This window comes from Rhodanobacter sp. Root561, assembly GCF_001427365.1.
GTDB lineage: Bacteria > Pseudomonadota > Gammaproteobacteria > Xanthomonadales > Rhodanobacteraceae > Rhodanobacter.
In genome coordinates, this window is sequence record NZ_LMGH01000001.1 from 446,062 (window position 1) to 468,930 (window position 22,869).

Annotated in this window: 15 protein-coding genes, 1 tRNA gene and 1 CRISPR repeat array (1 of these 17 only partly in view); of the genes, 14 read left to right on the forward strand and 2 right to left on the reverse strand. The window is 64.9% G+C overall.

Going from position 1 to position 22,869, the window contains the following annotated elements:
• The first annotated feature begins 91 nt into the window (after positions 1 to 91).
• The 4 genes from ASD55_RS01890 (at position 92) to ASD55_RS01905 (ending at position 4,279) form a co-directional block, all read left to right on the forward strand.
• Positions 92 to 1,804 (forward strand): sulfatase-like hydrolase/transferase, encoded by a 1,713-nt coding sequence (locus tag ASD55_RS01890; RefSeq protein WP_056763327.1) that lies wholly within the window; start codon positions 92 to 94, stop codon positions 1,802 to 1,804.
• A gap of 122 nt (positions 1,805 to 1,926) precedes the next feature.
• A complete protein-coding gene (locus ASD55_RS01895; RefSeq protein ID WP_235577699.1) occupies positions 1,927 to 2,184 on the forward strand; it encodes a hypothetical protein in 258 nt (85 codons plus the stop codon).
• Between the two features lie 83 nt (positions 2,185 to 2,267).
• Positions 2,268 to 3,014 (forward strand): lysoplasmalogenase, encoded by a 747-nt coding sequence (locus tag ASD55_RS01900; RefSeq protein WP_056763329.1) that lies wholly within the window; start codon positions 2,268 to 2,270, stop codon positions 3,012 to 3,014.
• Complete coding sequence (locus tag ASD55_RS01905; RefSeq protein ID WP_056763331.1) at positions 3,011 to 4,279, forward strand: sterol desaturase family protein; 1,269 nt, start codon at positions 3,011 to 3,013, stop codon at positions 4,277 to 4,279. Before ASD55_RS01900 ends, ASD55_RS01905 begins: the two co-directional genes overlap by 4 nt.
• A gap of 69 nt (positions 4,280 to 4,348) precedes the next feature.
• Here ASD55_RS01905 and ASD55_RS01910 read toward each other — a convergent pair whose 3' ends face one another.
• Positions 4,349 to 6,847, reverse strand: coding sequence for a TonB-dependent receptor (locus ASD55_RS01910; RefSeq protein WP_056763333.1), 2,499 nt, complete (start codon positions 6,845 to 6,847; stop codon positions 4,349 to 4,351).
• 197 nt (positions 6,848 to 7,044) lie between these two features.
• Between ASD55_RS01910 and ASD55_RS01915 the strand changes: the two genes are divergently transcribed.
• On the forward strand, positions 7,045 to 8,544 hold the full coding sequence (locus ASD55_RS01915) for an amino acid permease (protein WP_056763334.1): 1,500 nt from the start codon (positions 7,045 to 7,047) through the stop codon (positions 8,542 to 8,544).
• 34 nt (positions 8,545 to 8,578) lie between these two features.
• Here the strand turns inward: ASD55_RS01915 and ASD55_RS01920 are convergent, their stop codons facing one another.
• Complete coding sequence (locus tag ASD55_RS01920) at positions 8,579 to 9,655, reverse strand: GGDEF domain-containing protein (protein ID WP_056763336.1); 1,077 nt, start codon at positions 9,653 to 9,655, stop codon at positions 8,579 to 8,581.
• Positions 9,656 to 9,945: 290 nt separating this feature from the next.
• Here ASD55_RS01920 and ASD55_RS01925 point away from each other — a divergent pair, with 290 nt between their 5' ends.
• From ASD55_RS01925 to cas2, 9 genes are all read left to right on the forward strand, one after another.
• Entirely contained in the window at positions 9,946 to 11,844 is a 1,899-nt protein-coding gene (locus tag ASD55_RS01925; RefSeq protein WP_056717416.1) for a M61 family metallopeptidase, read from the forward strand.
• Between the two features lie 164 nt (positions 11,845 to 12,008).
• Positions 12,009 to 12,085, forward strand: a tRNA-Arg gene (locus tag ASD55_RS01930).
• A 552-nt stretch (positions 12,086 to 12,637) separates the two neighbouring features.
• Positions 12,638 to 14,866 (forward strand): CRISPR-associated helicase/endonuclease Cas3, encoded by a 2,229-nt coding sequence (locus tag ASD55_RS01940; protein WP_056763338.1) that lies wholly within the window; start codon positions 12,638 to 12,640, stop codon positions 14,864 to 14,866.
• A gap of 62 nt (positions 14,867 to 14,928) precedes the next feature.
• Positions 14,929 to 15,603, forward strand: coding sequence for a type I-C CRISPR-associated protein Cas5c (cas5c, locus tag ASD55_RS01945; protein ID WP_056763340.1), 675 nt, complete (start codon positions 14,929 to 14,931; stop codon positions 15,601 to 15,603).
• On the forward strand, positions 15,600 to 17,399 hold the full coding sequence (cas8c, locus tag ASD55_RS01950) for a type I-C CRISPR-associated protein Cas8c/Csd1 (RefSeq protein ID WP_056763342.1): 1,800 nt from the start codon (positions 15,600 to 15,602) through the stop codon (positions 17,397 to 17,399). Before cas5c ends, cas8c begins: the two co-directional genes overlap by 4 nt.
• On the forward strand, positions 17,396 to 18,265 hold the full coding sequence (gene cas7c / locus ASD55_RS01955; protein ID WP_056763344.1) for a type I-C CRISPR-associated protein Cas7/Csd2: 870 nt from the start codon (positions 17,396 to 17,398) through the stop codon (positions 18,263 to 18,265). The genes cas8c and cas7c overlap by 4 nt, the downstream gene beginning before the upstream one ends.
• 21 nt (positions 18,266 to 18,286) lie before the next feature.
• Positions 18,287 to 18,913: a CRISPR-associated protein Cas4 gene (cas4, locus tag ASD55_RS01960; RefSeq protein ID WP_056763346.1), complete on the forward strand. Its 627-nt coding sequence runs from the start codon at positions 18,287 to 18,289 to the stop codon at positions 18,911 to 18,913.
• Complete coding sequence (cas1c, locus tag ASD55_RS01965; RefSeq protein ID WP_056763347.1) at positions 18,914 to 19,948, forward strand: type I-C CRISPR-associated endonuclease Cas1c; 1,035 nt, start codon at positions 18,914 to 18,916, stop codon at positions 19,946 to 19,948.
• 9 nt (positions 19,949 to 19,957) lie between these two features.
• Positions 19,958 to 20,248: a CRISPR-associated endonuclease Cas2 gene (cas2, locus tag ASD55_RS01970; protein WP_056763349.1), complete on the forward strand. Its 291-nt coding sequence runs from the start codon at positions 19,958 to 19,960 to the stop codon at positions 20,246 to 20,248.
• A 181-nt stretch (positions 20,249 to 20,429) separates the two neighbouring features.
• Positions 20,430 to 22,869: a CRISPR direct-repeat array (repeat unit 32 nt; unit sequence GTCGCGCCCCACGTGGGCGCGTGGATTGAAAC) (it continues 130 nt past the right edge of the window).

Genomic DNA, 22,869 nt, shown 5'->3' on the forward strand with positions numbered 1-22,869 from the left:
TCCGGCGCGAGTGCGCCGCTGCGCAGTGCAGTGGCCAAGACCGTAAGATGACAACCCAGTGACAAGGGTCCTACAGGGGGACTGACCAGGCATGCGTCGACTATCTTTGCGCCCATCGCGAGCCGGTGTGGTGGTGTTGTGCGCGCTGGCGTTTTTGGGCGGCTGCATCGCGCTGACGGCGTGGCAGGAACCGCTGCCGCTGCAGCGCGCCTTCATCATGGCCCTGATGCTGTGCAGCTGCGGCGTGCTGCTGCTGGCGTTCGGGCGTTTTGCCAGCGGCCTGGTGGTGGGCGGCGGGCTGTTCCTGCTGCTGAAGTCGGTGGCGGTGCTGAAGCTGCGCTACCTTGATTCGCAGCTGATGCCGTCGGACTTCATCTACTACGTGCGCACCAGCCTGCTTGACACCTTGCGCCACTACCCGCACCTGTACACCGTGGGCATCGCGCTGTGCCTGCTGCTGCCGCCGCTGCTGTACCTGGTGTGGCGCTGGGACTGGCGGCTGCTGGCCAGCCTGCGTGCGTCGCGGGCGATGCCGATCCGGCTGGGCGGGATCGCGGCGTGCGCGCTGGGTTTCTGGCTGTGCATGCTGCCGGCCGGGCCGTTCGCCCGGGCGCATTCGCGCAATGCGTGGCAGAAGATGTCCGACGACGCACAGCTGACCAACTTCTTCGTGAACCTGCGCGACGCCGACGTGCAGTTGCCGCCGATGGCCAGCGACGAGGTGGCCGAGCGCGACTGGGGCGCCACCGCGTCGGGCACGCCGGCCAGCCGGCCGCCGCCGTACCCGGACATCGTGCAGGTGCTGGAGGAAAGCACCTTCGACCCGTCGAACTACACCAACTGCAACGTGCCGGCGTGCCGGGTGGCGATGTTCCAGCCCGATGCGCGCACGCGGGGGCACGGCGTGCTGCGCGTGCATACCTTCGGCGGCGGCACCTGGGTCAGCGAGTTCGCCGCGCTGACCGGCATGCCGCAGGACATCTTCGGCTCCGGCGGCATGTATGCGCCCTACGTGCTGGCGCCCAACGTGCACGATGCGCTGGCGCTGCAGCTGCGCCGGCTGGGCTACCTCACCATCGGCGTGTATCCCACCGCCGCCAGCTTCATCAACGGCGACAATGCGTACCGCGCCTACGGTTTCGATCATCTGTACGGCGCCGACGAACTGGGCCTGGAGGAATGGGAGGAAAGCGACGCGCAGATGTTCGCCGCGGCCAAACGCATCTACGACAAGCTGAGGAAGCCGGGGCAACCGGTGTTCATCATGATCCTGACCTTGAACCAGCACGGCCCGCACGACCACCAGCCGATGGACAAGCTGCCCGCGCCCTACCGCAACCTGCTGCGCGGGCTTGCGCCGGGCATGGCGCTGAACTTCGACACCTACCTGTCGCGGCTGCACGATTCGGACGTGGCGATGCGCGGGCTCGAGCGCGCCTTCCTCGACCGCCCACAGCCAACCGTGCTGGTGCACTTCGGCGATCACCAGCCCTCGTTCAACGGCGGCATCCGCAAGCTGGAGCGGAGCACGCCGCCGGCGCTGGCGCCGTATCGCGACTACCTCACCTATTACATGGTGAAGAGCAATTTTGCCGGGACGCCGCTGCCGGCGTATCCGATGCTCGACATCGCCTTTCTGCCCGGCATGGTGTTGCAGGCGGCCGGCGTGCCCACCGATGCGTACTTCACCGCGTCGCGCGAATTGCGCACGCGCTGCAGCGGCCTGTACGACGACTGCGCGATCCCCGGCGTGCTGGACTCGTACCACGCCTGGACGATCAACCGGCTGCACGTCTATCAGTGACACCCGGGGGCAGTTTGCGTCGCCCATCCGTCGCGGCACCGGCCTGCGCCGGTGCTGTCTGACGCAGCGGGGCGGCGTCGCGGCGGAAAGCTGAATGGCAAGTGTCTTGCTTTGTTTCCGGCATGAAAGATCGCCTGCCGCCGCCCCCGACTCCCACGCCCGCTGACCCGCCCGTCGACCCCACGCTGGAACAGCAGATGGCCGAGTGCGGGCTGTCCGGCGACGAGCGCCACTTCCTGCGTCATCTGCATGTGGCCGAGAAACAATTGAACGAGGCCTTCAGCCAGGCGCGCCAGGGCGGCACGCTGGAGGCCCGGATCAGCGAGGTCTACCGCGAGATGTACGGCAGCCCCCGCCGACGCGCACCCGCGCCGCGCTGAGCGGGGTCGACCCTGTCCTCAAGCCTGGCCGACAGGTGGCGGCGTCCGGCTATGATCGACGGCAGTCGTCAACGGGGATACGCATGTCCGTTCTTGCCTTCGATACCGCCACGCCACGCTACCCGCGAGGACTGGCGGTGGCCATCCTGCTGGCGGCATTTGCCGCCATCGCCGGCGCGCTGCTCGCGGCCAGCCATCCGTCGCCGGCATGGCACTGGCTGCACTGGCTGGGCAAGCCGCTGGCCACCGTGCTGATCTTCGTGCTGGCCTGGCAGTCGCGGCCGGCGCAGTCGCCGCGCTACCGGCGGCTGGTGCTTGCCGGCATCGCCTGCTCGCTGCTGGGCGACGTCCTGCTGATGCTGCCGGGCGACCTGTTCGTGCCGGGGCTGCTGGCCTTCCTGTGCGGCCACCTGTGTTTCATCGCCGCGTTCACCGGCGACTGCCGCTTCGCCGCGCGGCCGTGGCTGCTGCTGGCCACGCTGGGTTTCGGCGCAGTGAACATGGTCCTGCTGTGGGATGCGATCGGGCCGGCGCTGCGCATGCCGGTGATCGTCTACGTGGTGGTGCTGGCCAGCATGGGCGGCCAGGCTCTGGTGCGCGCACGGGTGCTGGCCCAACGCGGCGACCCGCAGGCGCCGGCGGCGCGGCTGGCGGCGATCGGCGGCCTGACCTTCATGCTCAGCGACTGCCTGCTGGCGTGGAACCGCTTCGACGGTCCGCTGCCGTGGTCCAGCCTGTGGGTGCTGGCGGCGTACTATCTGGCGTTGTGGTGGATCGCGCGCTCGGTGCAGCGGGTCGGGTCCCCGATCGTGACAGAGGCGGCGAAGTGAATACGCAGGAACTCATCATCACCTGGGCCACACCGGTCTTCTTCCTGCTGATCGGCATCGAATTGCTGGTGGCGAAACTGCGCGGCCGGCAGGCGTACGCCGCCAACGATGCGATCAACAGCATCGGCCTGGGCGTGATCTCGCAGCTGGTCGGCGTGTTCACCAAGCTGGTGACGATCGGCATCTATGCCTGGTGCGTCGAACACCTGGCGCTGTTCGCGCTGCCGGAGAACAGCCTGTGGGTGTGGGCCGGCGCGCTGCTGTTCTACGACTTCTGCTACTACTGGCTGCACCGCATGGGCCACGAGGTGAACATCCTGTGGGCCGCCCACGTGGTGCATCACCAGAGCGAGCACTACAACCTGTCCACCGCGCTGCGCCAGACCGGCAGCGGCGCGCTGCTGGGTTGGGTGTTCTACCTGCCGATGGCGATCGTCGGCGTGCCGCTGAAGGTGTTCGTGGTGGTGGCGCTGATCGACCTGCTGTACCAGTTCTGGGTGCACACCGAACAGATCGGCCGGCTCGGCTGGTTCGACCGGGTGTTCTGCTCGCCGTCCAACCATCGCGCCCATCACGCGGTGAACGATCGTTACCTGGACCGCAACTACGGCGGCATCCTGATCGTGTGGGATCGCCTGTTCGGCAGCTTTGTCGAGGAGGACGACAGCGACAAGCCGGTCTACGGCACGCGCTCGCCGCTGCGCAGCTGGAACCCGCTGTGGGCGAACGCCGAGGTGTACTGGAAGACCGCGCAGGACGCATGGCATGCGAAGCGCTGGCGCGACAAGCTGCTGGTCTGGATCAAGCCGCCGGGCTGGCGTCCGGCCGACGTGGCGGCGCGCTTCCCGAAGCCCGACTTCACCATGCCCACCGAGCGTTTCGATCCGCCGCTGTCGTGGCCGCTGAAACTCTACGTGCTGCTGCAGTTCGCCCTGCTGCTGGGCATGGCCACGCAGTTCCTCGGCATGGCCGGCAGCGCCGGCTTTTCCGCCCTGCTGCTGTATGCGCTGTACCTGGTCGCCAGCCTGTGCGTGGTCGGTGCGTTGATGGAAGGCCGCCGCTGGGCGGTGTGGGCCGAAGGCGTCCGCGTGCTGGCCACCGCCGTCGTGCCGCTGTTCAGCGGACGCTGGTTCGGGATTGGCCATCTGGACGGCCATATCGCCCTGGCCATCGCCGTGGTGTTCGGGCTCAGCGCGCTGGTGCTGCCCTGGCTGGGCGGGCAGCGCGCGCCATCATCGTTGCATCACGACGTCGCGACGGGGTGACGTCTCTCAAGAGCACCTCTCAGCCCTCCGGGCAGCTTCCCTGCGGGCAGGGGAGCGACGGCGGGTCGGTCAGAACTTCACGCGCGCTTCCACGCCCCACATCCGTGGTGGCGTGACGTAGGCGTACGGCGTGCCCAGCACCGACTGCGAGATCGTGCCCAGGCCGCTGACGTACTGCTTGTCGAACAGGTTCTGCACATAAGCGCCGAGACCCCAGCGGCCGTTCGCCGCGTTCCAGTCGAGGCGCAAGTCGGTGCGCTGCTGCGGCTCGCCCAGGTCGAAGTTGGTCGGCAAGGCGCACTTGCCCTGGTAGACCGAGGCGTCGTTGCAGCGCATGCGCCCGCGATAGCCGTAGTTGGCGTGGAAGCTCAGCTCGCCCTGGGCCACGCCGTGCCAGGTGTAGTCGCCGCTGAAGCTGTAGGAGAACTTCGGCTCGTCCACCGGCTGGCCGGAGACATCCAGGTAGAGCGCATCGCCGTTGGCGTCGACGCCGGCCGGCACGCGCGCGGTGGAGTATTTCGAGTCGATGTAGCTGCCGTTGAAGCCCAGCCGCAGATCGTCCAGCGGCACCCACTGCACCTGCAGGTCCACGCCGGTGGCGTCCTGGCTGGTGTTGCTGACCTGGTAGGTCGGCACGCCGAGGCCGTCGGTGGACGGCACCACCACCAGGGTCTGCTTGTCGGTGTAGCGGTAGTGGTAGATCGAGGCATTCAGCAGCAGGTGCTGGTCGGGGAAGGTGCTCTTGATGCCGAGCTCGGCGTTCCACACTTTCTCCGGCTGGAACTGCGAACCGGGCTCGGTGCCGTTGTAGCCGCCAGCCTTGTAGCCCCGGGCCAGTGACAGGTAACCCATCGTGTCCGGGGTGAACTTGTAGTCGGCGACCAGGCGCGGGCTCAGGTCGTTCCAGCGGTTGTCCTTGCTGACCAGCTGGCCCACCGCGTTGGGGAAGATCTGGTTCTGGGTGAGGATGGCGCGCAGGGCATCGGCACTCAGCGCGCCGCCGGTGAGCAGCGGCGCCAGCGCCAGGACGCCGGCCGCGTCGAGCTGATTGACCGTCGCATCGAGCTGTGGCGCGTAGCGCACCGGCGTGTACCAGTCGAAATACTTGCGGTCGTGGGTGTAGCGCAGGCCGGTGGTGATGTTGAGCTTGTCGGTGACATGCCAGATCGCATCGCCGTACACCGCGTACGAATTGAAGTGGCCGTTGTTGCTGATCGTCTCGGTCCACGGATCGCCGAGCAGGCGGTAGGGCAGGTTGAACGCCTGCAGCAGCGAGTCGAAATAGTGGAACAGCGTGCCGTCCGGGGTGAAGTTGGCGCCGAGGCCGCTGTTGATCGCCAGCGTGTCGTAGGTGTCGGTGTTCACCGTGGCCAGGCTGGTCTGTTTGGCGCGTTCCATGTAGTAGCTGGCGCCGGCGACCCAGTCGACCCGCTCGTTGCTGCCGTTGAGCTTGAACTCCTGGTACAGCGTGCGCCCCTCGCTGATCACGCCGGTGTCGAGGTGGGTGGTGACGTGGTTGGTGCCGTCGCCGTCCTCGACGTGCGAGATGTTGTAGGCCGCGTAATTGGTGGTCGAGCTGAAACCGCCCCAGTCGAAGCCGTGGTCGAAGGCCAGGGTCCAGCCGTTGTACTGGCGGCGTTCGCGGCCGCCGTCGCTGTCGTTGAAGAACGGCGCGTGGCGCGGGTCGTAGTAGGTCGACGGATCGGCCGGGAACGGCGCGCGCTGGTACAGGTCGGTGGAGGACAGCGGGATCAGGCCCACGTCCATGCGCGAAGGCTGCTTCAGGCGATCGTGGTCCCACGACAGGTGCACCGTGCTGTCGGGCGTGACCTGCCAGCGCGCCACCATCCGCGCGCCCCATTCGTCGTCCTTGCCGTAGTGCTGGCCGGTGACGGCATCCCTGAGATAGCCGTTGCTCTGGTTGTCCAGGAAGCTCATCCGCACGGCCAGGTCCTGGTTCACCGGCACGTTGAGCAGGGCGTCGCCGTAGCGCTTGCCGTATTCGCCGTAGCGCACGCGGGCCTTGCCCTCGAGCTTTTCGGTCGGTTCGTTGGTGACGATCGAGATCGCGCCGGCGGCGGTATTGCGGCCGAACAGGGTGCCCTGGGGGCCTTTCAGCACTTCGACCCGGGCCACGTCGTTGAGCGCCATCAGCGCGCCGCCGGAGCGCGTCTGGTAGACGCCGTTGACGTAGACGCCCACGGCCGAATCGGTGCCGATGCCGAAGTCGTTGGTCTCGATGCCGCGCATCCGGTAGGTCGGCTGGGTCGGGTCGCTGCCGTCGACCACCACGCCGGGCACGAACAGGTTGGTCTGGCTGAGGTCGGTGGCGGCGATGATGTCGAGCTGCTTCGCGGTGACGATGTCCATCGCGATCGGCACGTCCTGCACTTCCTGCGTGCGGCTCTGCGCGGTCACCGTGATCTTGCCCAGCTCGGTGGCATTCGTGGTGGCCGCTGCCGGCGGCGGGCTGGTGTCCTGCGCCGAGGCGTTGGACGACACGCCGAGCGTGCCGGCAAGCAGGGCGCAGGCGATGCCGGCAGCCAGACGATGGGTGCGGATGAGCATGGATGTATTCCCCGGGTCGTGGTCGCCTCCCTCGCCGCCCGCTCGCGGGCCGGTCGTGGATGCGTGGATGCATGTTCGCCCGCGTCGCGCGCAGGTGTACAGGTGCAGCGCAACATGCCGCGCACGGGCCAACACGATGGGCGGTATTCGCTATGATCGCCGCTGGTTTCCGGCGGTCATGCGATTAGGGGTGTGCAATGGGTTTCCTCGGCAAGCTGGTGCGGCACAAGACGATCGAACAGTTGCAGGCCGAAGCCGGCACCCGCAGCGACTTCCGCCGGGTGCTGGGCTTGTGGCAGCTCACCGCGATCGGCATTGGCGGCATCATCGGCGTGGGCATCTTCGTGCTGGCCGGCCAGCAGGCGGCGATGAACGCGGGCCCCGCGGTGGCGATCAGCTTCCTCATCGCCGGCTTCGGCAGCGCCTGTGCGGCGCTGTGCTACGCCGAGTTCGCGGGGCTGATCCCGGTCACCGGCAGCGCCTACACCTACGGCTACGCGGTGCTCGGCGAGTTCGCCGCGTGGATCATCGGCTGGGACCTGCTGCTGGAATACGCGCTGGTGGTCGCGGTGGTGGCGATCGGCTGGTCCGGCTACGTGCAGGTGCTGCTGAACTCCGCCGGCGTGCACCTGCCGGAGTGGGCGCAGCAGAGCATGAGCGCGCAGACCATGCAGTATTACCTGCAGCAACTGTTCGGCCTGCACGGTTCGGCGGCGATCGCCGGGCCCAGCGACGGCCACCGCTTCAACGTGATCGCGGCGGCGGTGTCGATCGGCGTGGCGATCCTGCTCACCGTGCGCACCGAGTGGGGCGCGCGCTTCAATACCCTGGTGGTGGCGATCAAGGTGATCGGCGTGCTGCTGGTGGTGCTGGTCGGCGTGTTCTACATCGACCCGGCGAACTGGCATCCGTTCGTGCCCGCCCGCGTGGTCGACGCCGCCACCGGGGTCGGCCACTTCGGCTGGTCGGGCGTGCTGACCGGGGCCAGCGTGGTGTTCTTCGCGGTGTTCGGCTACGACACGCTGACCACCGCGGCGGAGGAATCGAAGCACCCGCAGCGCGACCTGCCGCGCGCGGTGCTGCTGTCGCTGGCGATCGCGATGGTGCTGTACATCGCGGTGTCGCTGGTGCTCACCGGCATCACCCACTACAGCAACCTCGGCGGCGAGGCGTCGGTGTCCGACGCGTTCGAACAGATCGGCCTGCACTGGCTCAGCGTCACCATCGCGGCGGCGGCGGTGATCGGCGTCACCAGCGTGCTGTTCGCCTTCATGCTGGGCGCGGCGCGGATCTGGTTCGCGCTGGCCCGCGACGGCCTGCTGCCGGCCTGGTTCGCCAAGGTCAGCCCGCGCTTCGGCACGCCGGCACGACCGACCCTGATCATCGGCGTGTTCACCGCGCTGGTCGCCGGCCTGCTGCCGATCGGCGAGGTCGCCGAGCTGGTCAACATCGGCACGCTCAGCGCCTTCATCATCATCTGCGCGTCGATCATGCTGCTGCGCGTGCGCCGGCCGGACCTGCAGCGCAACTTCCGCACGCCGGCGGTGTGGTTCACCGCGCCGCTGGGCATCCTGTTTTCCGCGGCGCTGATTTATGGCCTGCCGTGGATCACCTACGAGCGCTTCATCATCTGGATGGCGCTGGGTTGCGTGGTCTATTTCGCCTACGGCATCCGCCGCAGCAAGATGGCCGGCTGATCACGGCAGGCCGGGCGGGCGCCAGCGCCGTCGCTCAGTCGACCGCGCTGGCCACGCGGTCGCGGCCGGCGCGCTTGGCCTGGCGCATCGCGCGGTCGGCGCGGATCAGCAGGGTCTCGATCGCCTCGTCGTCCGGCCGGCATTCGACCACGCCGATACTGACGCTCATGCGTCCGTCGGGGCGCTGGATGGCGTGGATCGCCAGCCGCAACTGCTCGGCCCGCTGGGTCGCCTGGGCCAGGTCGAGGCCGGGCATCAGCATCGCGAATTCCTCGCCGCCGATGCGCCCGATCAGGTCGTCCGGACGCATCTGCCGACGCATCGTGCCGGCCATCGCGATCAGCGCGGCGTCGCCGGCGGCGTGGCCGAAGTCGTCGTTGAGCGGCTTGAAGTGGTCGGCGTCAAGGTAGAGCACGCACGCGGGCAGCTTGCGATGCCGGATGTCGGCCAGCGCCAGCCGCGACAGCTGCAGGAAGCGGTTGCGCAGCAGCAGCCCGGTCAGCCCGTCGGTATTGGCCTGCTCGCGCAGGCGGCGCTCCAGCCGGAACTGCTCGAACAGCGTGCGCGCCATGAACGCGCGCAGCACCGCGGCCAGCACGATCGCCACCGCCATGTAGATCAGGTACTGCACCACCTGCACGTCGTCGCTGTTGCCCAGCAGCAGCATCGGCAGCGGGCCCAGCGCGCAGACGATCATGCCGGCGACGAAATCCCAGCGACCGAGCCAGATCACCGACGAGACCACGGGCAACAGCAGGCCCGGCAACACCATCGTCTGCCGATGCGGGTTGCCGAACGTGTTGAGGTTGATGCTCACCTCCAGCAGCACCACGAACAGCAGGGTCAGCGCGCTGAGCAGGTGTGGCCGGCGCGCCTGCCGGGTGGACAGCGTCACCAGCGCCAGCGGCAACAGCGGCAACGCGCGCAGCCAGACGGACAGGAGCGGCCTCTGTAGCACGCTGCTGGCCAGCACGGCGACCAGGTAGACCAGGGTCGCCACCAGCATCAGGGCATGGATCATCGGCCCCATCCGCTGCGCGAGGTACCTGCGGTAGTCGCGCTGCTGCAGGCCGTCGTCGTGGCGCGGAAGGTGGTCGAGCAGGTCGTGCATGGGGTTCCTGAGCGGTGAAGCCGGAAGAGTTCAGTGTGGTTCGCAGCAAGATGGGTGCCAGATTCGGCACAAGCGCGGGGACGTGGCATGGCCGGCCGCGCTGGTCGTGACCTTCGGCAGGGGTGAAGGCGGTCGCGGCCGGTCTAGCATCGGGGTCTGGACTCCTGCCATGACAACTTCCCGTTGCAGGGATTCCCGGGCCCCGTCTGGCCCGAGCCGCGTCATGTCGTGATTTTTCGGCAGGCGCGGCAGCGTTCGCCAGGCTCCCCCTTTTCCATCCGGAGAACGCATTGAAAGTCACCCGCCTCGCTTCCGCCCTCGTCGCCGCCAGCTTCGGCCTGGCCAGTTTTGCCGCGTTTGCCGATGTCCCGGCGCCGCAGGATGTGCCGTTTCAGGGCACCTTGAAGGTCAATGTGGACGCCACCGACCTGGCGCGCCGGATCTTCCGCGTGCACGAGGTGATCCCGGCCCAGCCCGGCCCGCTGACCCTGCTGTACCCGCAGTGGCTGCCCGGCCACCATTCGCCCAGCGGCCCGATCGACAAGCTGGCCGGCCTGGTGGTGACCGCCAACGGCAAGACCCTGCCGTGGAAGCGCGACCCGCTGAACGTCTACGCCTTCCACGTCGACGTGCCCGCCGGCGCCAGCAACGTGGAGGTGTCGTTCGAGTTCCTCTCGCCGCAGAGCAAGAGCGAGGGGCGCGTGGTGATGACGCCGGAAATGCTGAACCTGCAGTGGAACGCCAACACCATCTACCCGGCCGGCTACTACGCCAAGCGCATCATGGCCGAGACCAGCGTGAAGTTCCCCGCCGGCTGGCAGTTCGGCACCGCGCTGGAAGTGGCCTCGCGCGATGGCGACACCGTGCACTTCAAGCCGATCGCGTACAACGACCTGGTCGACTCGCCGATCTTCGCCGGCAAGTATTTCAAGCGCATCGACCTCGATCCGGGCGCCAAGGCGCCGGTGCATCTGAACGTCGTGGCCGACGCGGCGAAGTACCTGGAAGTGACGCCCGAGCAGATCAAGCTGCATCGCAACCTGGTGCAGCAGATGTACAAGATGTACGGCGCCCACCACTACAACCACTACGACTTCCTGCTTTCGCTCAGCGACAAGATGAGCGGGCAGGGCCTGGAGCACCATCGTTCCAGCGAGAACGGCGTGGGCACCGGCTACTTCACCGAGTGGGAAAAGGGCGCGCTGGGCCGCGACCTGCTGGCCCACGAATACAACCACTCGTGGGACGGCAAGTACCGCCGTGGCGCCGACCTCACCACGGTGAACTTCAACGTGCCGATGCAGGATTCGCTGCTGTGGGTGTACGAAGGCCAGACCCAGTTCTGGGGTCACGTGATGGCCACCCGCTCGGGCCTGTGGAACGAGGAGCAGGCGCGCGACATGCTGGCCTTCGTGGCCGCCACCTACGACCGCGGCCGCCCCGGCCTGGCCAGCTGGCGCAACGTGCAGGACACCACCAACGACCCGATCATCGCCCAGCGCGCGCCGCTGCCCTACCGCAACTACCAGGGCAGCGAGGACTACTACTCGGCCGGTCAGATGATCTGGCTCGACGTCGACGCCAAGCTGCGTGACCTCAGCAAGGGCAAGCATTCCATCGACGACTTCGGCAAGGCGTTCTTCGGCATGGACAACGGCGAGTGGGCCGTGAACCCCTACACCTTCGAAGACGTGGTGAAGACGCTCAACGACATCCAGCCGTTCGACTGGGCCAGCTACCTGCGCACCCGCCTGGACGGCCACGGCCCGCTGATCGGCGGCGTCGAAGCCCACGGCTGGAAGCTCACCTACACCGACAAGCCGTCCGCCGCGGTGAAGGCCATCGAGGCCCGCCGTCATTCCGCCGACCTCACCTACTCGCTGGGCCTGTCGGTGGGCAAGGACGGCAGCATCGGCGACGTGCTGTGGGACGGTCCCGCGTTCAAGGCCGGCATTTCGCCGGCCATGAGCGTGATCGCGGTGAACGGCCACGACTACGACGCCGATGCGCTGAAGGACGCGGTCACCGCCTCGGCCAAGGACAAGAGCCTGCCGGTCGAGCTGCTGGTGAAGAACTTCGACCAGTACCAGACCATCCGCATCGACTACCACGATGGCCTGAAGTACCCGCACCTGGTGCGCGACACCAGCAAGCCGGACACCCTGAGCACCCTGCTCAAGGCCCGCTGAGGCCGCTCCGGCCTCATCAGGCACCGCGCTTCCCGCGTTCGCCTCCTCTCCCACTGGTGGGAGAGGAGCGAGGTGAGGGAAGCGCAGGTGGCAGCGCATGCCCGCCCGCGGCAACTCGGCTATACTGCGCTCCCCGCGGGCCAGTGCCCCGCGCGGCCACACATGCGCCTGTAGCTCAGCTGGATAGAGTACTGCCCTCCGAAGGCAGGGGTCGTGGGTTCGAATCCCGCCAGGCGCACCACTTCCAACGAACAACGGCACCTCCTCGCGGCGGGGGCGGCAGCGTGGCTGTCAGTCATGGCGGGTCGTCCAGCGCAGCGTGGCCCGCGCCAGTGAAGTCACTCCCGTCCGCATCAACGAGATCGTGCGCGAAGGCGCGGCATCAGCGCGGATATGGCGCTGATGCCGAGGGCGTTATTCGGCAATGACGCGCAGAGCTGGCTCAACCTGCAGCAGCGCTACGACATCGAGTGCGCACAAAAGACAGCATTGGCGGGGTGCTGAAAAAATCATCCCATATAGGGCGGTCGTTTAGTTAACGGTAACGGCTTATCGTTAACTAGCGGTCGGTTCAAGGAAAGCTTGGCGATATCCAACCTGATGAGGCAGGCCGGATCGAGCACGTCTTGCTGGGCTGGCTGGCGAGCGGATACTGCTGAACGGCACTGAATTGCTTCAGGTCTGCGGGCGGCATCAAGTGTTTTGCGCGCGTCGCAGCTCGTGAGACTGGTGTCGATATGATGGATTTCGGTTATCGATTGCTGTTCAGATCGAACGGGGGAGCAGGGACGCCATGAACTTCTATGCACACTCGACCCAGCGCAGTGACAAGTCAAACTGGCAGCCACTGCATGAGCATTTGAGCTCGGTAGGGTCTTTGGCAGCGGAATTTGCGAGGTCCTTTGGTGGACAGCCATTGGCCCGTCCGGCCGGGTTGTTGCACGATCTGGGCAAGTACACCGGGGAATTTCAGCGGCGGCTGGAAGGCAACTCCGCCAAGGTGGATCACGCGACCTGGGGTGCATGCATTGCTTCGGATCGATACGGTTCGTACGGTCGCCTGCTGGCTTATGGCATCGCCGGCCACCATGCCGGGCTAGCCAATGGAAAAGGTGGTAGCTCGCGAACCTCGTTGCACGACCGATTGAACAGCCCCCTGCCGGAGCTCCTGCCATGCTGGCAGCAGGAGCTGTCTTTGCCAGAACCGTCCGAACTGCAGCTGCCAGTCGGCTTCCGGCCACGCGGGGATCGCGGCGCCTTCCAGCTGACCTTGCTGGCGCGCATGCTGTTTTCCTGCCTAGTGGACGCGGACTTCATCGACACCGACGAGTTCTATCGTCGGATCGAAGGGCGCACTCCCAGAGGAAAAGATGAGACGCCGAGTCTGCAGCAATTGCGTCAGCGCCTCGACTCTCGATTGGGGGCGTTCCGGCCAGATACCGAGGTCAATCAGCTGCGCGCAGAGATTCTGTCTCACGTACGCGGGCAATCGGCACACGAACCCGGACTGTTCTCGTTGACCGTACCTACCGGTGGCGGCAAGACCTTGGCCTCGCTGGCCTTTGCGCTGGATCACGCGATCGCCCATGGCCTGCGTCGGGTGATCTTCGTCATTCCCTTCACCAGCATCGTCGAGCAGAACGCACAAGTGTTCCGCGACGCCTTTGGTGAAGTTGGGGAGGCCGCGGTACTGGAACATCACAGCGCCTATTTTGACGACCCGAAGTCAGCCCCGGAATCGAAAGACAAGCGCAAGCTGGCGATGGAAAACTGGGACGCGCCGGTGGTTGTCACCACTGCCGTGCAGTTCTTTGAAAGCCTGTTTGCCGATCGCCCGTCGCGCTGCCGCAAGCTGCACAACATTGCCGGCAGCGTGGTGATCCTCGATGAAGCCCAGACCCTGCCGCTGAAGTTGCTGCGTCCCTGCGTGACGCTGCTGGACGAGTTGGCACTCAACTACCGCACCAGCATTGTGCTGTGCACAGCGACCCAGCCTGCGCTGAACGCCGAAGAGGGCTTCCTGGACGGGCTGAAAAATGTCCGCGAGCTGGCACCCGATCCACCCAGCCTCTATCAGCAATTGCGGCGCGTGAATGTACGCCACGTGGGGGCTCTGGATGACGATGCGCTCACCGAACACATGCGCCAACGCGAGCAGGTGCTGTGCATCGTCAACAATCGCCGCCATGCGCGGGCGCTGTTCGATTCCATTGCCGACCAGCCCGGCGCGTACCACCTGACTACCTTGATGTGCGCCAAGCACCGCAGCGCGGTGCTGGCGGAAGTCCGGCAGCAATTGAAGGATGGCTTGCCATGCCGATTGGTCAGTACCAGCCTGATCGAGGCCGGGGTAGACATCGACTTGCCGACCGTTTTGCGTGCCGAGGCCGGGCTGGATTCCATCGCGCAGGCGGCCGGCCGCTGCAATCGTGAAGGACGCCGCGGCCACGAGGACAGCGAAGTGCTGGTGTTTGCCACGGCCAATCCGGACTGGGCGCCGCCCACGGAGCTGAAACAGTTCGCGCAGGCCTTTCGCACGGTCGAGCCACGTTATCGTGACGATTTGCTGGCACCGGAAGCAATCCGCGCGTACTTCCACGAGCTTTACTGGCAGAAGGGCGTCAAGGAACTGGATGCGCACGATCTGCTCGGCATGCTGAAGGGTTGCAGAGAAGACAGCCTGCCGTTCGAAACTTTGGCGGAAAAATTTCGGCTGATTGAGGTCACGATGCGGCCGGTGATCGTGCCCTGGGATGACATCGCGAAGAAAGCACTGAGGAAACTGGAGTTCGCCGAAAGCTGCGGTGCCATCGCCCGTGAACTCCAGCCCTACATCGTGCAACTGCCCGATCAAGCCTACGATGCGCTATGGAAGGCACGCGCCATCCAGCCAATAGCCCCGGACCGATACGGCGAGCAATTTGTGCAGTTGGTCAATCCGCGGCTGTACAACAAACAGTTTGGGCTGCACTGGGACAATCCACAGCTTTTGGAAGTTGGCAGCCTCGTGTGGTGTGGTTGAGTGGCTGTCTCACGTTATGAGATGTGCGCGAGCAAGGATGGAAAAACCATAGAGGAGTAGATATGGCATACGGGATCAGGCTGTATATCCAGGGAGAACGAGCGCTGTTCACGCGACCGGAGATGAAAGTCGAGCGTGTGTCCTACGACGTCATCACGCCGTCCGCCGCACGCGGCATTCTGGAGGCCATCCACTGGAAACCGGCGATCCGCTGGGTGGTGGACAGCATCCAGGTGCTCAAGCCGATCCGCTTCGAATCCATTCGCCGCAATGAGGTCGGTGGCAAGTTGTCCGCCGCCAGCGTCGGCAAGGCGATCAAGGCCGGTCGTGCCGACGGTCTTGTGAGCTATGTCGAGGAAGATCGCCAGCAACGTGCTACCACTTTGCTGCGTGACGTGGCCTATGTGATCGGAGCGCATTTCGAACTGACCGACAAGGCCGGCGCCGAGGACAACATCGGCAAGCATCTGGACATCTTCAATCGTCGCGCTCGCAAGGGGCAATGTTTCCAGGCACCTTGTCTGGGCACGCGCGAGTTCCCGGCCAGCTTCGAGTTGCTGGAGGATGGCGGTGAACAACCCGTTCCACACGATTCGCTGCGTGGCGAACGTGATTTGGGCTGGATGCTGCACGATATCGATTTCGCCAGCGACATGACTCCGTATTTCTTCCGTGCACGCATGCTCGATGGGCTGGTCGCCGTGCCGCCAATGGGCGATGGCGAGGTCAGGTCATGATCCTGAGCGCGCTCAACGACTACTACCAGCGCTTGCTGGATGACGACGACGCGAATATTTCGCGACCGGGCTGCAGTCAGGAAAAGATCAGCTACGCGATTGTGCTGACCGAGGACGGTGGTATCGCCGATGTCTTGGATATCCGGGATACAAGCGGCAAGAAGCCGTCTCCACGAAGTCTCAGCGTTCCGGCATCGTTCAAACGTCCCGGCATTGGTGCAAAGCCGTTCTTCCTGTGGGACAAAACCAGTTACGCGCTGGGCGTCAGTGCCAGCAGCAAACGTAGCGAGCAGGAACATGCCTCGTTCAAGGCACTCCATCAGGACGCCTTGGTCCATGAGCAAGATGCCGGACTGAAAGCATTGCGGCTCTTTTTGGAGCATTGGCGCCCCGAGCGATTCCAGCAAGAGCCGGCGTTCACCCACCACGGGGAAGCAATGCTGGATACCAATGTGGTATTCCGGCTGGGCGACGAGCCACGCTATCTGCATGAGCGACCGGCTGCGCGAACTGTTTGGTCACACCTGTCTGGAAGCACCACCAGTAGTCACGAGGGCATCTGTCTGGTGACCGGTGAACGGGCTCCGCTCGCACGCCTGCACCCAGCCATCAAGGGCGTCATGGGTGCGCAGAGTTCAGGTGCTTCCATCGTTTCGTTCAACCTTGAATCGTTCGCCTCCTATGGCAAGCAGCAGGGTGAGAACGCGCCAGTTTCCGAGCAGGCCGCTTTCGCCTACACCACCGTCCTCAACCATCTGTTGCGACGGGAAAGCCGGCAGCAGTTGCGCATCGGCGATGCCACCGTGGTGTTCTGGGCCGAAGCGGCCGAAGCACAGTCAGCAGCAGAGGCCGAAAGCCTGCTGGCTGCCTTCTTTGACCCCAGGGACGAAGACGAACGTGCCACCAAGCAAGTGCATGACGTGCTTGAACAAGTGCGCCAAGGTTTGCCGTTGCATGATCTGGAAGGTCATTTGGACGACGGCACGCGCATCTTCGTGCTGGGTCTCGCACCCAACGCCTCGCGTCTGTCGATCCGCTTCTGGGAAACCCAGACGTTGGCGACGTTTGCGCAGCGACTGCGCTGGCATTTCGATGACCTGAGACTGGAGCCATCGCCGTGGCGCACGCCACCGGCTGTCTGGAAACTGCTTCTCGCCACCGTGCCGCACCGTGAAGGCAGCAAATCCAAGAGCGAAGACGTTCCACCACAACTCGCCGGCGAACTGACCCGGGCCATCCTGACTGGCCGTCGTTATCCATACAGCCTGCTCAGCAACATCATCATGCGGTTTCGTGCCGACGGCGACATCAGCGGAACGCGTGTGGCTTTGTGCAAGGGAGTCCTGGCGCGCGAACAGCGACTGGACAACAAGGACACCAACCAAGGGGAACTGCTTGTGAGCCTCGACCTGACCAATACCGACCCCGGCTATCTGCTGGGGAGACTGTTCTCCACGCTGGAGAACGTCCAGCGCGCCGCATTGGGCAAGCAAATCAACGCCACCATTCGCGACCGCTACTACGGTGCGGCGTCGGCGACGCCGGCCAGCGTGTTCCCGGTACTGCTGCGCAACGCCCAACATCACCTCAGCCGCGTGCGCAAGGACAAGCCCGGGTTTGCCGTGAACCTGGAAAAGGACGTCGGTGGAATCATCGACCAATTGGGGCCGACCTTTCCCAAATCCTTGCGCATCGAGGCTCAAGGGCATTTCGCCATCGGCTACTACCACCAGACCCAGGCACGTTTCAGCCGTGCCGACACCACCGACACTGATTCCGAAGGAGAGGACGCATGAGCGCCATTGCCAACCGTTATGAATTTGTCTACCTGTTCGACGTCACCAACGGCAACCCCAATGGCGACCCCGACGCCGGCAACATGCCGCGACTGGACCCGGAAACCAATCAGGGTCTGGTCACCGACGTTGCCCTAAAGCGCAAGATCCGCAATTACACCGCGCTAGAAAAGGAAGGCGAGCCGGGCTATACGATTTACATGCAGGAAAAGTCGGTGCTGAACAACCAGCACAAGCAAGCCTATACGGCACTGGGTATCGAGCCGGAAGCGAAGAAACTGCCCAAGGACGAGGCCAAGGCACGCGAGCTTACTGCCTGGATGTGCAAGAACTTTTTCGACGTGCGTACCTTTGGCGCGGTGATGACCACCGAAGTCAATGCAGGACAGGTTCGTGGCCCGGTGCAGATTGCCTTCGCCAGCTCCATCGACCCCGTGGTTCCCCAGGAAATTTCCATCACCCGGGTGGCAGTCACCAACGAAAGGGATCTGGAGAAGGAGCGCACCATGGGGCGCAAGCACATCCTCCCCTATGGGCTGTACCGCGTGCACGGCTTCATTTCGGCCAAGCTGGCCGAGCGCACCGGTTTCTCCGAAGACGACCTTGCGCTGCTGTGGCGCGCATTGACCAACCTGTTTGAACACGACCACTCCGCGGCGCGTGGCGAAATGGCCGCACGCAAGCTGATCGTCTTCAAGCACGACCACCCGATGGGCAACGCACCGGCCCACCACTTGTTCGAGAAGATCAAAGTCGAACGCGTGGATGGTCAGGTCGACACGCCCGCCCGTAGTTTCGCCGACTATCGCGTCGACATCGATCGGGAGTCAGTGCCAACAGGCGTGACCCTGACCGAGATGTTCTGACCAACGCGGGAGGGCGGAACGATGGACGACGAAGACCTGATCCCCATTTCCGCCCTTCAGCATTATCTGTACTGCCCACGCCAGTGCGCGCTTATTCATATCGAGCGCCAATGGGCCGATAACCGCCAGACAGCGGAAGGTCACCTGCTGCACAAACGTGCTGACCAGCCACAGTCGGAGCGGCGCAAAGGTATCCGCACCGCTACCGCGATGCCCTTGCTCGACTTGCAATTGGGCATCACAGGTGTGGCCGATGTCGTGGAGTTTCATCGCAGCGCCGACACCGAGCAAGCGTTTCCCGTGGAGTACAAGCGAGGTCGGCCCAAGTCCCACCACGCGGATGAGGTCCAGCTTTGTGCCCAGGCGCTCTGCCTGGAATCCATGTTGGGCCAGTCCGTCATGACGGGTGCACTGTTCTACGGACAGACGCGTCGGCGCAAAGATGTCGCTTTCGATAACGAGCTGCGCGCGCTCACTCGCCAGACCATCGCCGCCACTCGTCAAATGATCACCTCGGGGAAGACTCCGTTGGCGCACTACGAGTCAAAGCGTTGTGACGCTTGCTCGCTTATCGACTTGTGCCAGCCACGCCTGCTGAACCGCTCCTGCGATGTTGAACACTGGCTGCGGAGCCAGCTGGAGGATTGAATGCGACGCCAGCTCAATACCCTCTACGTCACCACCGAAGGTGCCTGGCTGCGCAAAGACGGGGCCAACATCGTCATGGAAGTGGAGAAGGAGATCCGCGCCCGCGTGCCGGTACACATGCTGGAGAGCTTGGTCTGCATCGGTCGTGTGGCGGTGTCGCCCCAGCTGTTGGGCTTCTGCTCTGAGCAAGGCATCAGCATTTGCTACATGACACCGAACGGGAAGTTCCTCGCTCGTGTGGAAGGCCCCGTTTCAGGCAACGTCCTGCTGCGCCGCGAACAATACCGCCGCAGCGACGATCCGGTCCGCTGCGCCAGTGTGGTCAGGCACCTGTTGGCCGGAAAGATCCACAACCAGCGCGCCGTGCTCGCACGCGGCTGGCGCGATCACGGTGACAAGTTGAACGATGTGCCCGCATTTCAGCACGCCCTGAAACGGCTCAAACGTATTCCGCGGCGCCTGCTAATTGAAAGCAATGTTGACGTACTACGCGGACTGGAAGGGGAAGCTGCCCAAGCCTACTTCGGTGTATTTGACCAGCTGATCAGGGTGGAGTCGCCCTTGCTGCGGTTTGGTGGCCGCAACCGCCGACCACCGCGTGACGCATTCAACGCCTTGCTTTCATTTCTCTACACCTTGTTGACGCACGATTGCCGTTCGGCGCTTGAAACAGTTGGCCTGGACCCCGCTGTCGGCTTCCTGCATCGCGACCGCCCCGGTCGTCCTAGCTTGGCGCTGGATATGGCCGAGGAATTTCGTCCCTTGCTCGGCGAACGCCTGGCGCTATCGCTGATCAATCGCAAGCAGCTCAATGAAAGCGACTTCCGACAGATGGAAAACGGGGCCGTATTGCTCAAGGACGATGCCAGGAAGACAGTGCTTGTCGCTTACCAGGAGCGCAAACGTGAAGAGCTGCAGCACGTGTTCATTGGCGAGAAAGTAGCTATTGGCCTGTTCCCGTACCTGCAGGCACAGCTGCTCGCCCGGCATCTGCGTGGCGACCTGGACTCTTATCCACCGTTCCTGTGGAAGTGAGGTGACACCATGCTTGTTCTTGTCACCTACGATGTCATGATCACAAGCCCGGGCGGCGCAAAACGTCTGCGGCGCATCGCCAAGGCATGTCGAGACTACGGTCAGCGTGTCCAGTTCTCGGTATTCGAGCTGGAAGTGGACACGGCCCGCTGGGTCGAGATCAAGCAACGACTTATCGACCTCATCGAGCCAGACCTGGACAGCCTTCGCTTCTACTACCTTGGTCTTAAATGGCAAGGCAAGGTAGAACACATCGGCGCAAAGCCCGTGCTGGATCTCAATGCGCCGTTGGTTCTGTAGCCACCGCGAACCCCAAGCGGAAGGCAAATCATCGGAAGGTTCGCGGGCAGCGTAACGGCTTGATCACGTAGCAAAGACGTGCGCACACGGGCCGTGCGATCTCGCGTCTTGCCTTCGGTCCGTGGCTTTTCGCTAAATCGATCCTTTTGGAGGCAGCCAAACAGGCGGTTAGACTTGGATGGTCGCGCCCCACGTGGGCGCGTGGATTGAAACGGTAAACGCGTCCGCTATAGACGTGAATTTCCTTGTGTCGCGCCCCACGTGGGCGCGTGGATTGAAACGCCCCGATAGACCCATGGGTGACCGGATAGATGCCGTCGCGCCCCACGTGGGCGCGTGGATTGAAACGACTACGCGCCGGCGGAGCTGGGCTGGTATGAACGTCGCGCCCCACGTGGGCGCGTGGATTGAAACTACGCCGTGCCGATCGAGCTGGCCGACTTCCCCGGGTCGCGCCCCACGTGGGCGCGTGGATTGAAACACCCGCGCGAACAAAGGCGCAGTTCGACGCGCGGCGTCGCGCCCCACGTGGGCGCGTGGATTGAAACTCTTGCCGTAGCGGATCGCCAGCAATACGGCCTCGTCGCGCCCCACGTGGGCGCGTGGATTGAAACGGTAGCAATGGCGAGGATCAGGATGGCAGAAAATGGGGTCGCGCCCCACGTGGGCGCGTGGATTGAAACTTCCGCGAGGGTCAGCGATCCATCGGGACGACGAGTCGCGCCCCACGTGGGCGCGTGGATTGAAACTGCATATATGAGCCGGAACGGACAATAACGCTGGTGTCGCGCCCCACGTGGGCGCGTGGATTGAAACCGTGCATCACCAAGGTGCCGTGAGCCAGAAGGTCGTCGCGCCCCACGTGGGCGCGTGGATTGAAACACGTACTCAAGCGCGCCGCCGTCCATGCGTCCCGGGTCGCGCCCCACGTGGGCGCGTGGATTGAAACTCCCACTTGTCGAGCAGGTAGCCGGCGCGGCCGGTCGCGCCCCACGTGGGCGCGTGGATTGAAACGTGTAGTTGTTGATCTTGCTCGACCACAGGGTCTGTCGCGCCCCACGTGGGCGCGTGGATTGAAACGGCAAGAAACCCACCCTGCCGGCCAGCGCGCCCACGGTCGCGCCCCACGTGGGCGCGTGGATTGAAACCGTGCTCGAGCTGTACGGCCGTGACGCGCCTAATCGTCGCGCCCCACGTGGGCGCGTGGATTGAAACGCTGACGAGGTGACCGACGAGGACCGCGCCGGCCGTCGCGCCCCACGTGGGCGCGTGGATTGAAACCGCCTTGCCTGGAACATGCCAATGGATGGTGGTGGTCGCGCCCCACGTGGGCGCGTGGATTGAAACACCAACTGGGTGTTGTTGCGATCGTCGGCATACGGGTCGCGCCCCACGTGGGCGCGTGGATTGAAACACCGCGAAGTCGAACGTGGCGTAGTCCACGCCCGCGTCGCGCCCCACGTGGGCGCGTGGATTGAAACAGGCAACGATACGCCAGCTGGTGCGGGAACCGGTGGTCGCGCCCCACGTGGGCGCGTGGATTGAAACGGCCTGATGCCAGTCAGGCAGGATGCCCTGCACGCGTCGCGCCCCACGTGGGCGCGTGGATTGAAACATCTAAATGCCCTAACCCAAGCAGCATAATAGGGAGTCGCGCCCCACGTGGGCGCGTGGATTGAAACTCCCTCACGTACCCGCCCGAGGTGGTCCGCATGGGTCGCGCCCCACGTGGGCGCGTGGATTGAAACACCGGCGCCGGGAAGTTGCCGGCTTTGATTTCGGCGTCGCGCCCCACGTGGGCGCGTGGATTGAAACCTCCCACCGCTGCTGGTGCAGGTCCTGGCAGGCGGTCGCGCCCCACGTGGGCGCGTGGATTGAAACCGGCGCGTAGGCAGCCCACAGGTGATAGCTGCGGGTCGCGCCCCACGTGGGCGCGTGGATTGAAACAACGCCAAGGGTGTACCAGCCGAACTGATCACTGGTCGCGCCCCACGTGGGCGCGTGGATTGAAACTTGACCGAATCCGTCCAGGCTCGCGAATCGTGGAAAGTCGCGCCCCACGTGGGCGCGTGGATTGAAACGTGACGCGTGTGATCGATCTGCTGCTGGACCGCCAGGTCGCGCCCCACGTGGGCGCGTGGATTGAAACGACATGACCCTACCCGAAATCATGGCAGCCAACCGGTCGCGCCCCACGTGGGCGCGTGGATTGAAACGGGACGAGTGTTGGCAATCTGGAAATCGACGGATTGTCGCGCCCCACGTGGGCGCGTGGATTGAAACCCAGCTCGGGCTCGAAGGGCAGGCAGCCGCCGCCCTGTCGCGCCCCACGTGGGCGCGTGGATTGAAACCAGGCTGATCGTCGCGGTGCCAGTGCCGGCCGTGGGTCGCGCCCCACGTGGGCGCGTGGATTGAAACCCCTAAACTCACCCGCACTTGCCCGTCATCGTGGGGTCGCGCCCCACGTGGGCGCGTGGATTGAAACTACACGCGCGATCGTGGCGTGGCATTGTCGCCGGGTCGCGCCCCACGTGGGCGCGTGGATTGAAACATCCACCGGAGAGAGACCATGAACAAAGCCGCCGGTCGCGCCCCACGTGGGCGCGTGGATTGAAACTTGT

Bases quoted from the DNA above. Each gene is read 5' to 3' on its own strand.
- ASD55_RS01915 (WP_056763334.1), top strand. From the start codon at position 7,045: ATGGGTTTCCTCGGCAAGCTGGTGCGGCACAAGACGATCGAACAGTTG.
- cas4 (WP_056763346.1), top strand. From the start codon at position 18,287: ATGGACGACGAAGACCTGATCCCCATTTCCGCCCTTCAGCATTATCTG.
- ASD55_RS01940 (WP_056763338.1), top strand. From the start codon at position 12,638: ATGAACTTCTATGCACACTCGACCCAGCGCAGTGACAAGTCAAACTGG.
- cas7c (WP_056763344.1), top strand. From the start codon at position 17,396: ATGAGCGCCATTGCCAACCGTTATGAATTTGTCTACCTGTTCGACGTC.
- cas2 (WP_056763349.1), top strand. From the start codon at position 19,958: ATGCTTGTTCTTGTCACCTACGATGTCATGATCACAAGCCCGGGCGGC.
- ASD55_RS01910 (WP_056763333.1), bottom strand. From the start codon at position 6,847: ATGCTCATCCGCACCCATCGTCTGGCTGCCGGCATCGCCTGCGCCCTG.
- ASD55_RS01920 (WP_056763336.1), bottom strand. From the start codon at position 9,655: ATGCACGACCTGCTCGACCACCTTCCGCGCCACGACGACGGCCTGCAG.
- cas5c (WP_056763340.1), top strand. From the start codon at position 14,929: ATGGCATACGGGATCAGGCTGTATATCCAGGGAGAACGAGCGCTGTTC.
- cas8c (WP_056763342.1), top strand. From the start codon at position 15,600: ATGATCCTGAGCGCGCTCAACGACTACTACCAGCGCTTGCTGGATGAC.
- ASD55_RS01900 (WP_056763329.1), top strand. From the start codon at position 2,268: ATGTCCGTTCTTGCCTTCGATACCGCCACGCCACGCTACCCGCGAGGA.
- cas1c (WP_056763347.1), top strand. From the start codon at position 18,914: ATGCGACGCCAGCTCAATACCCTCTACGTCACCACCGAAGGTGCCTGG.
- ASD55_RS01890 (WP_056763327.1), top strand. From the start codon at position 92: ATGCGTCGACTATCTTTGCGCCCATCGCGAGCCGGTGTGGTGGTGTTG.
- ASD55_RS01895 (WP_235577699.1), top strand. From the start codon at position 1,927: ATGAAAGATCGCCTGCCGCCGCCCCCGACTCCCACGCCCGCTGACCCG.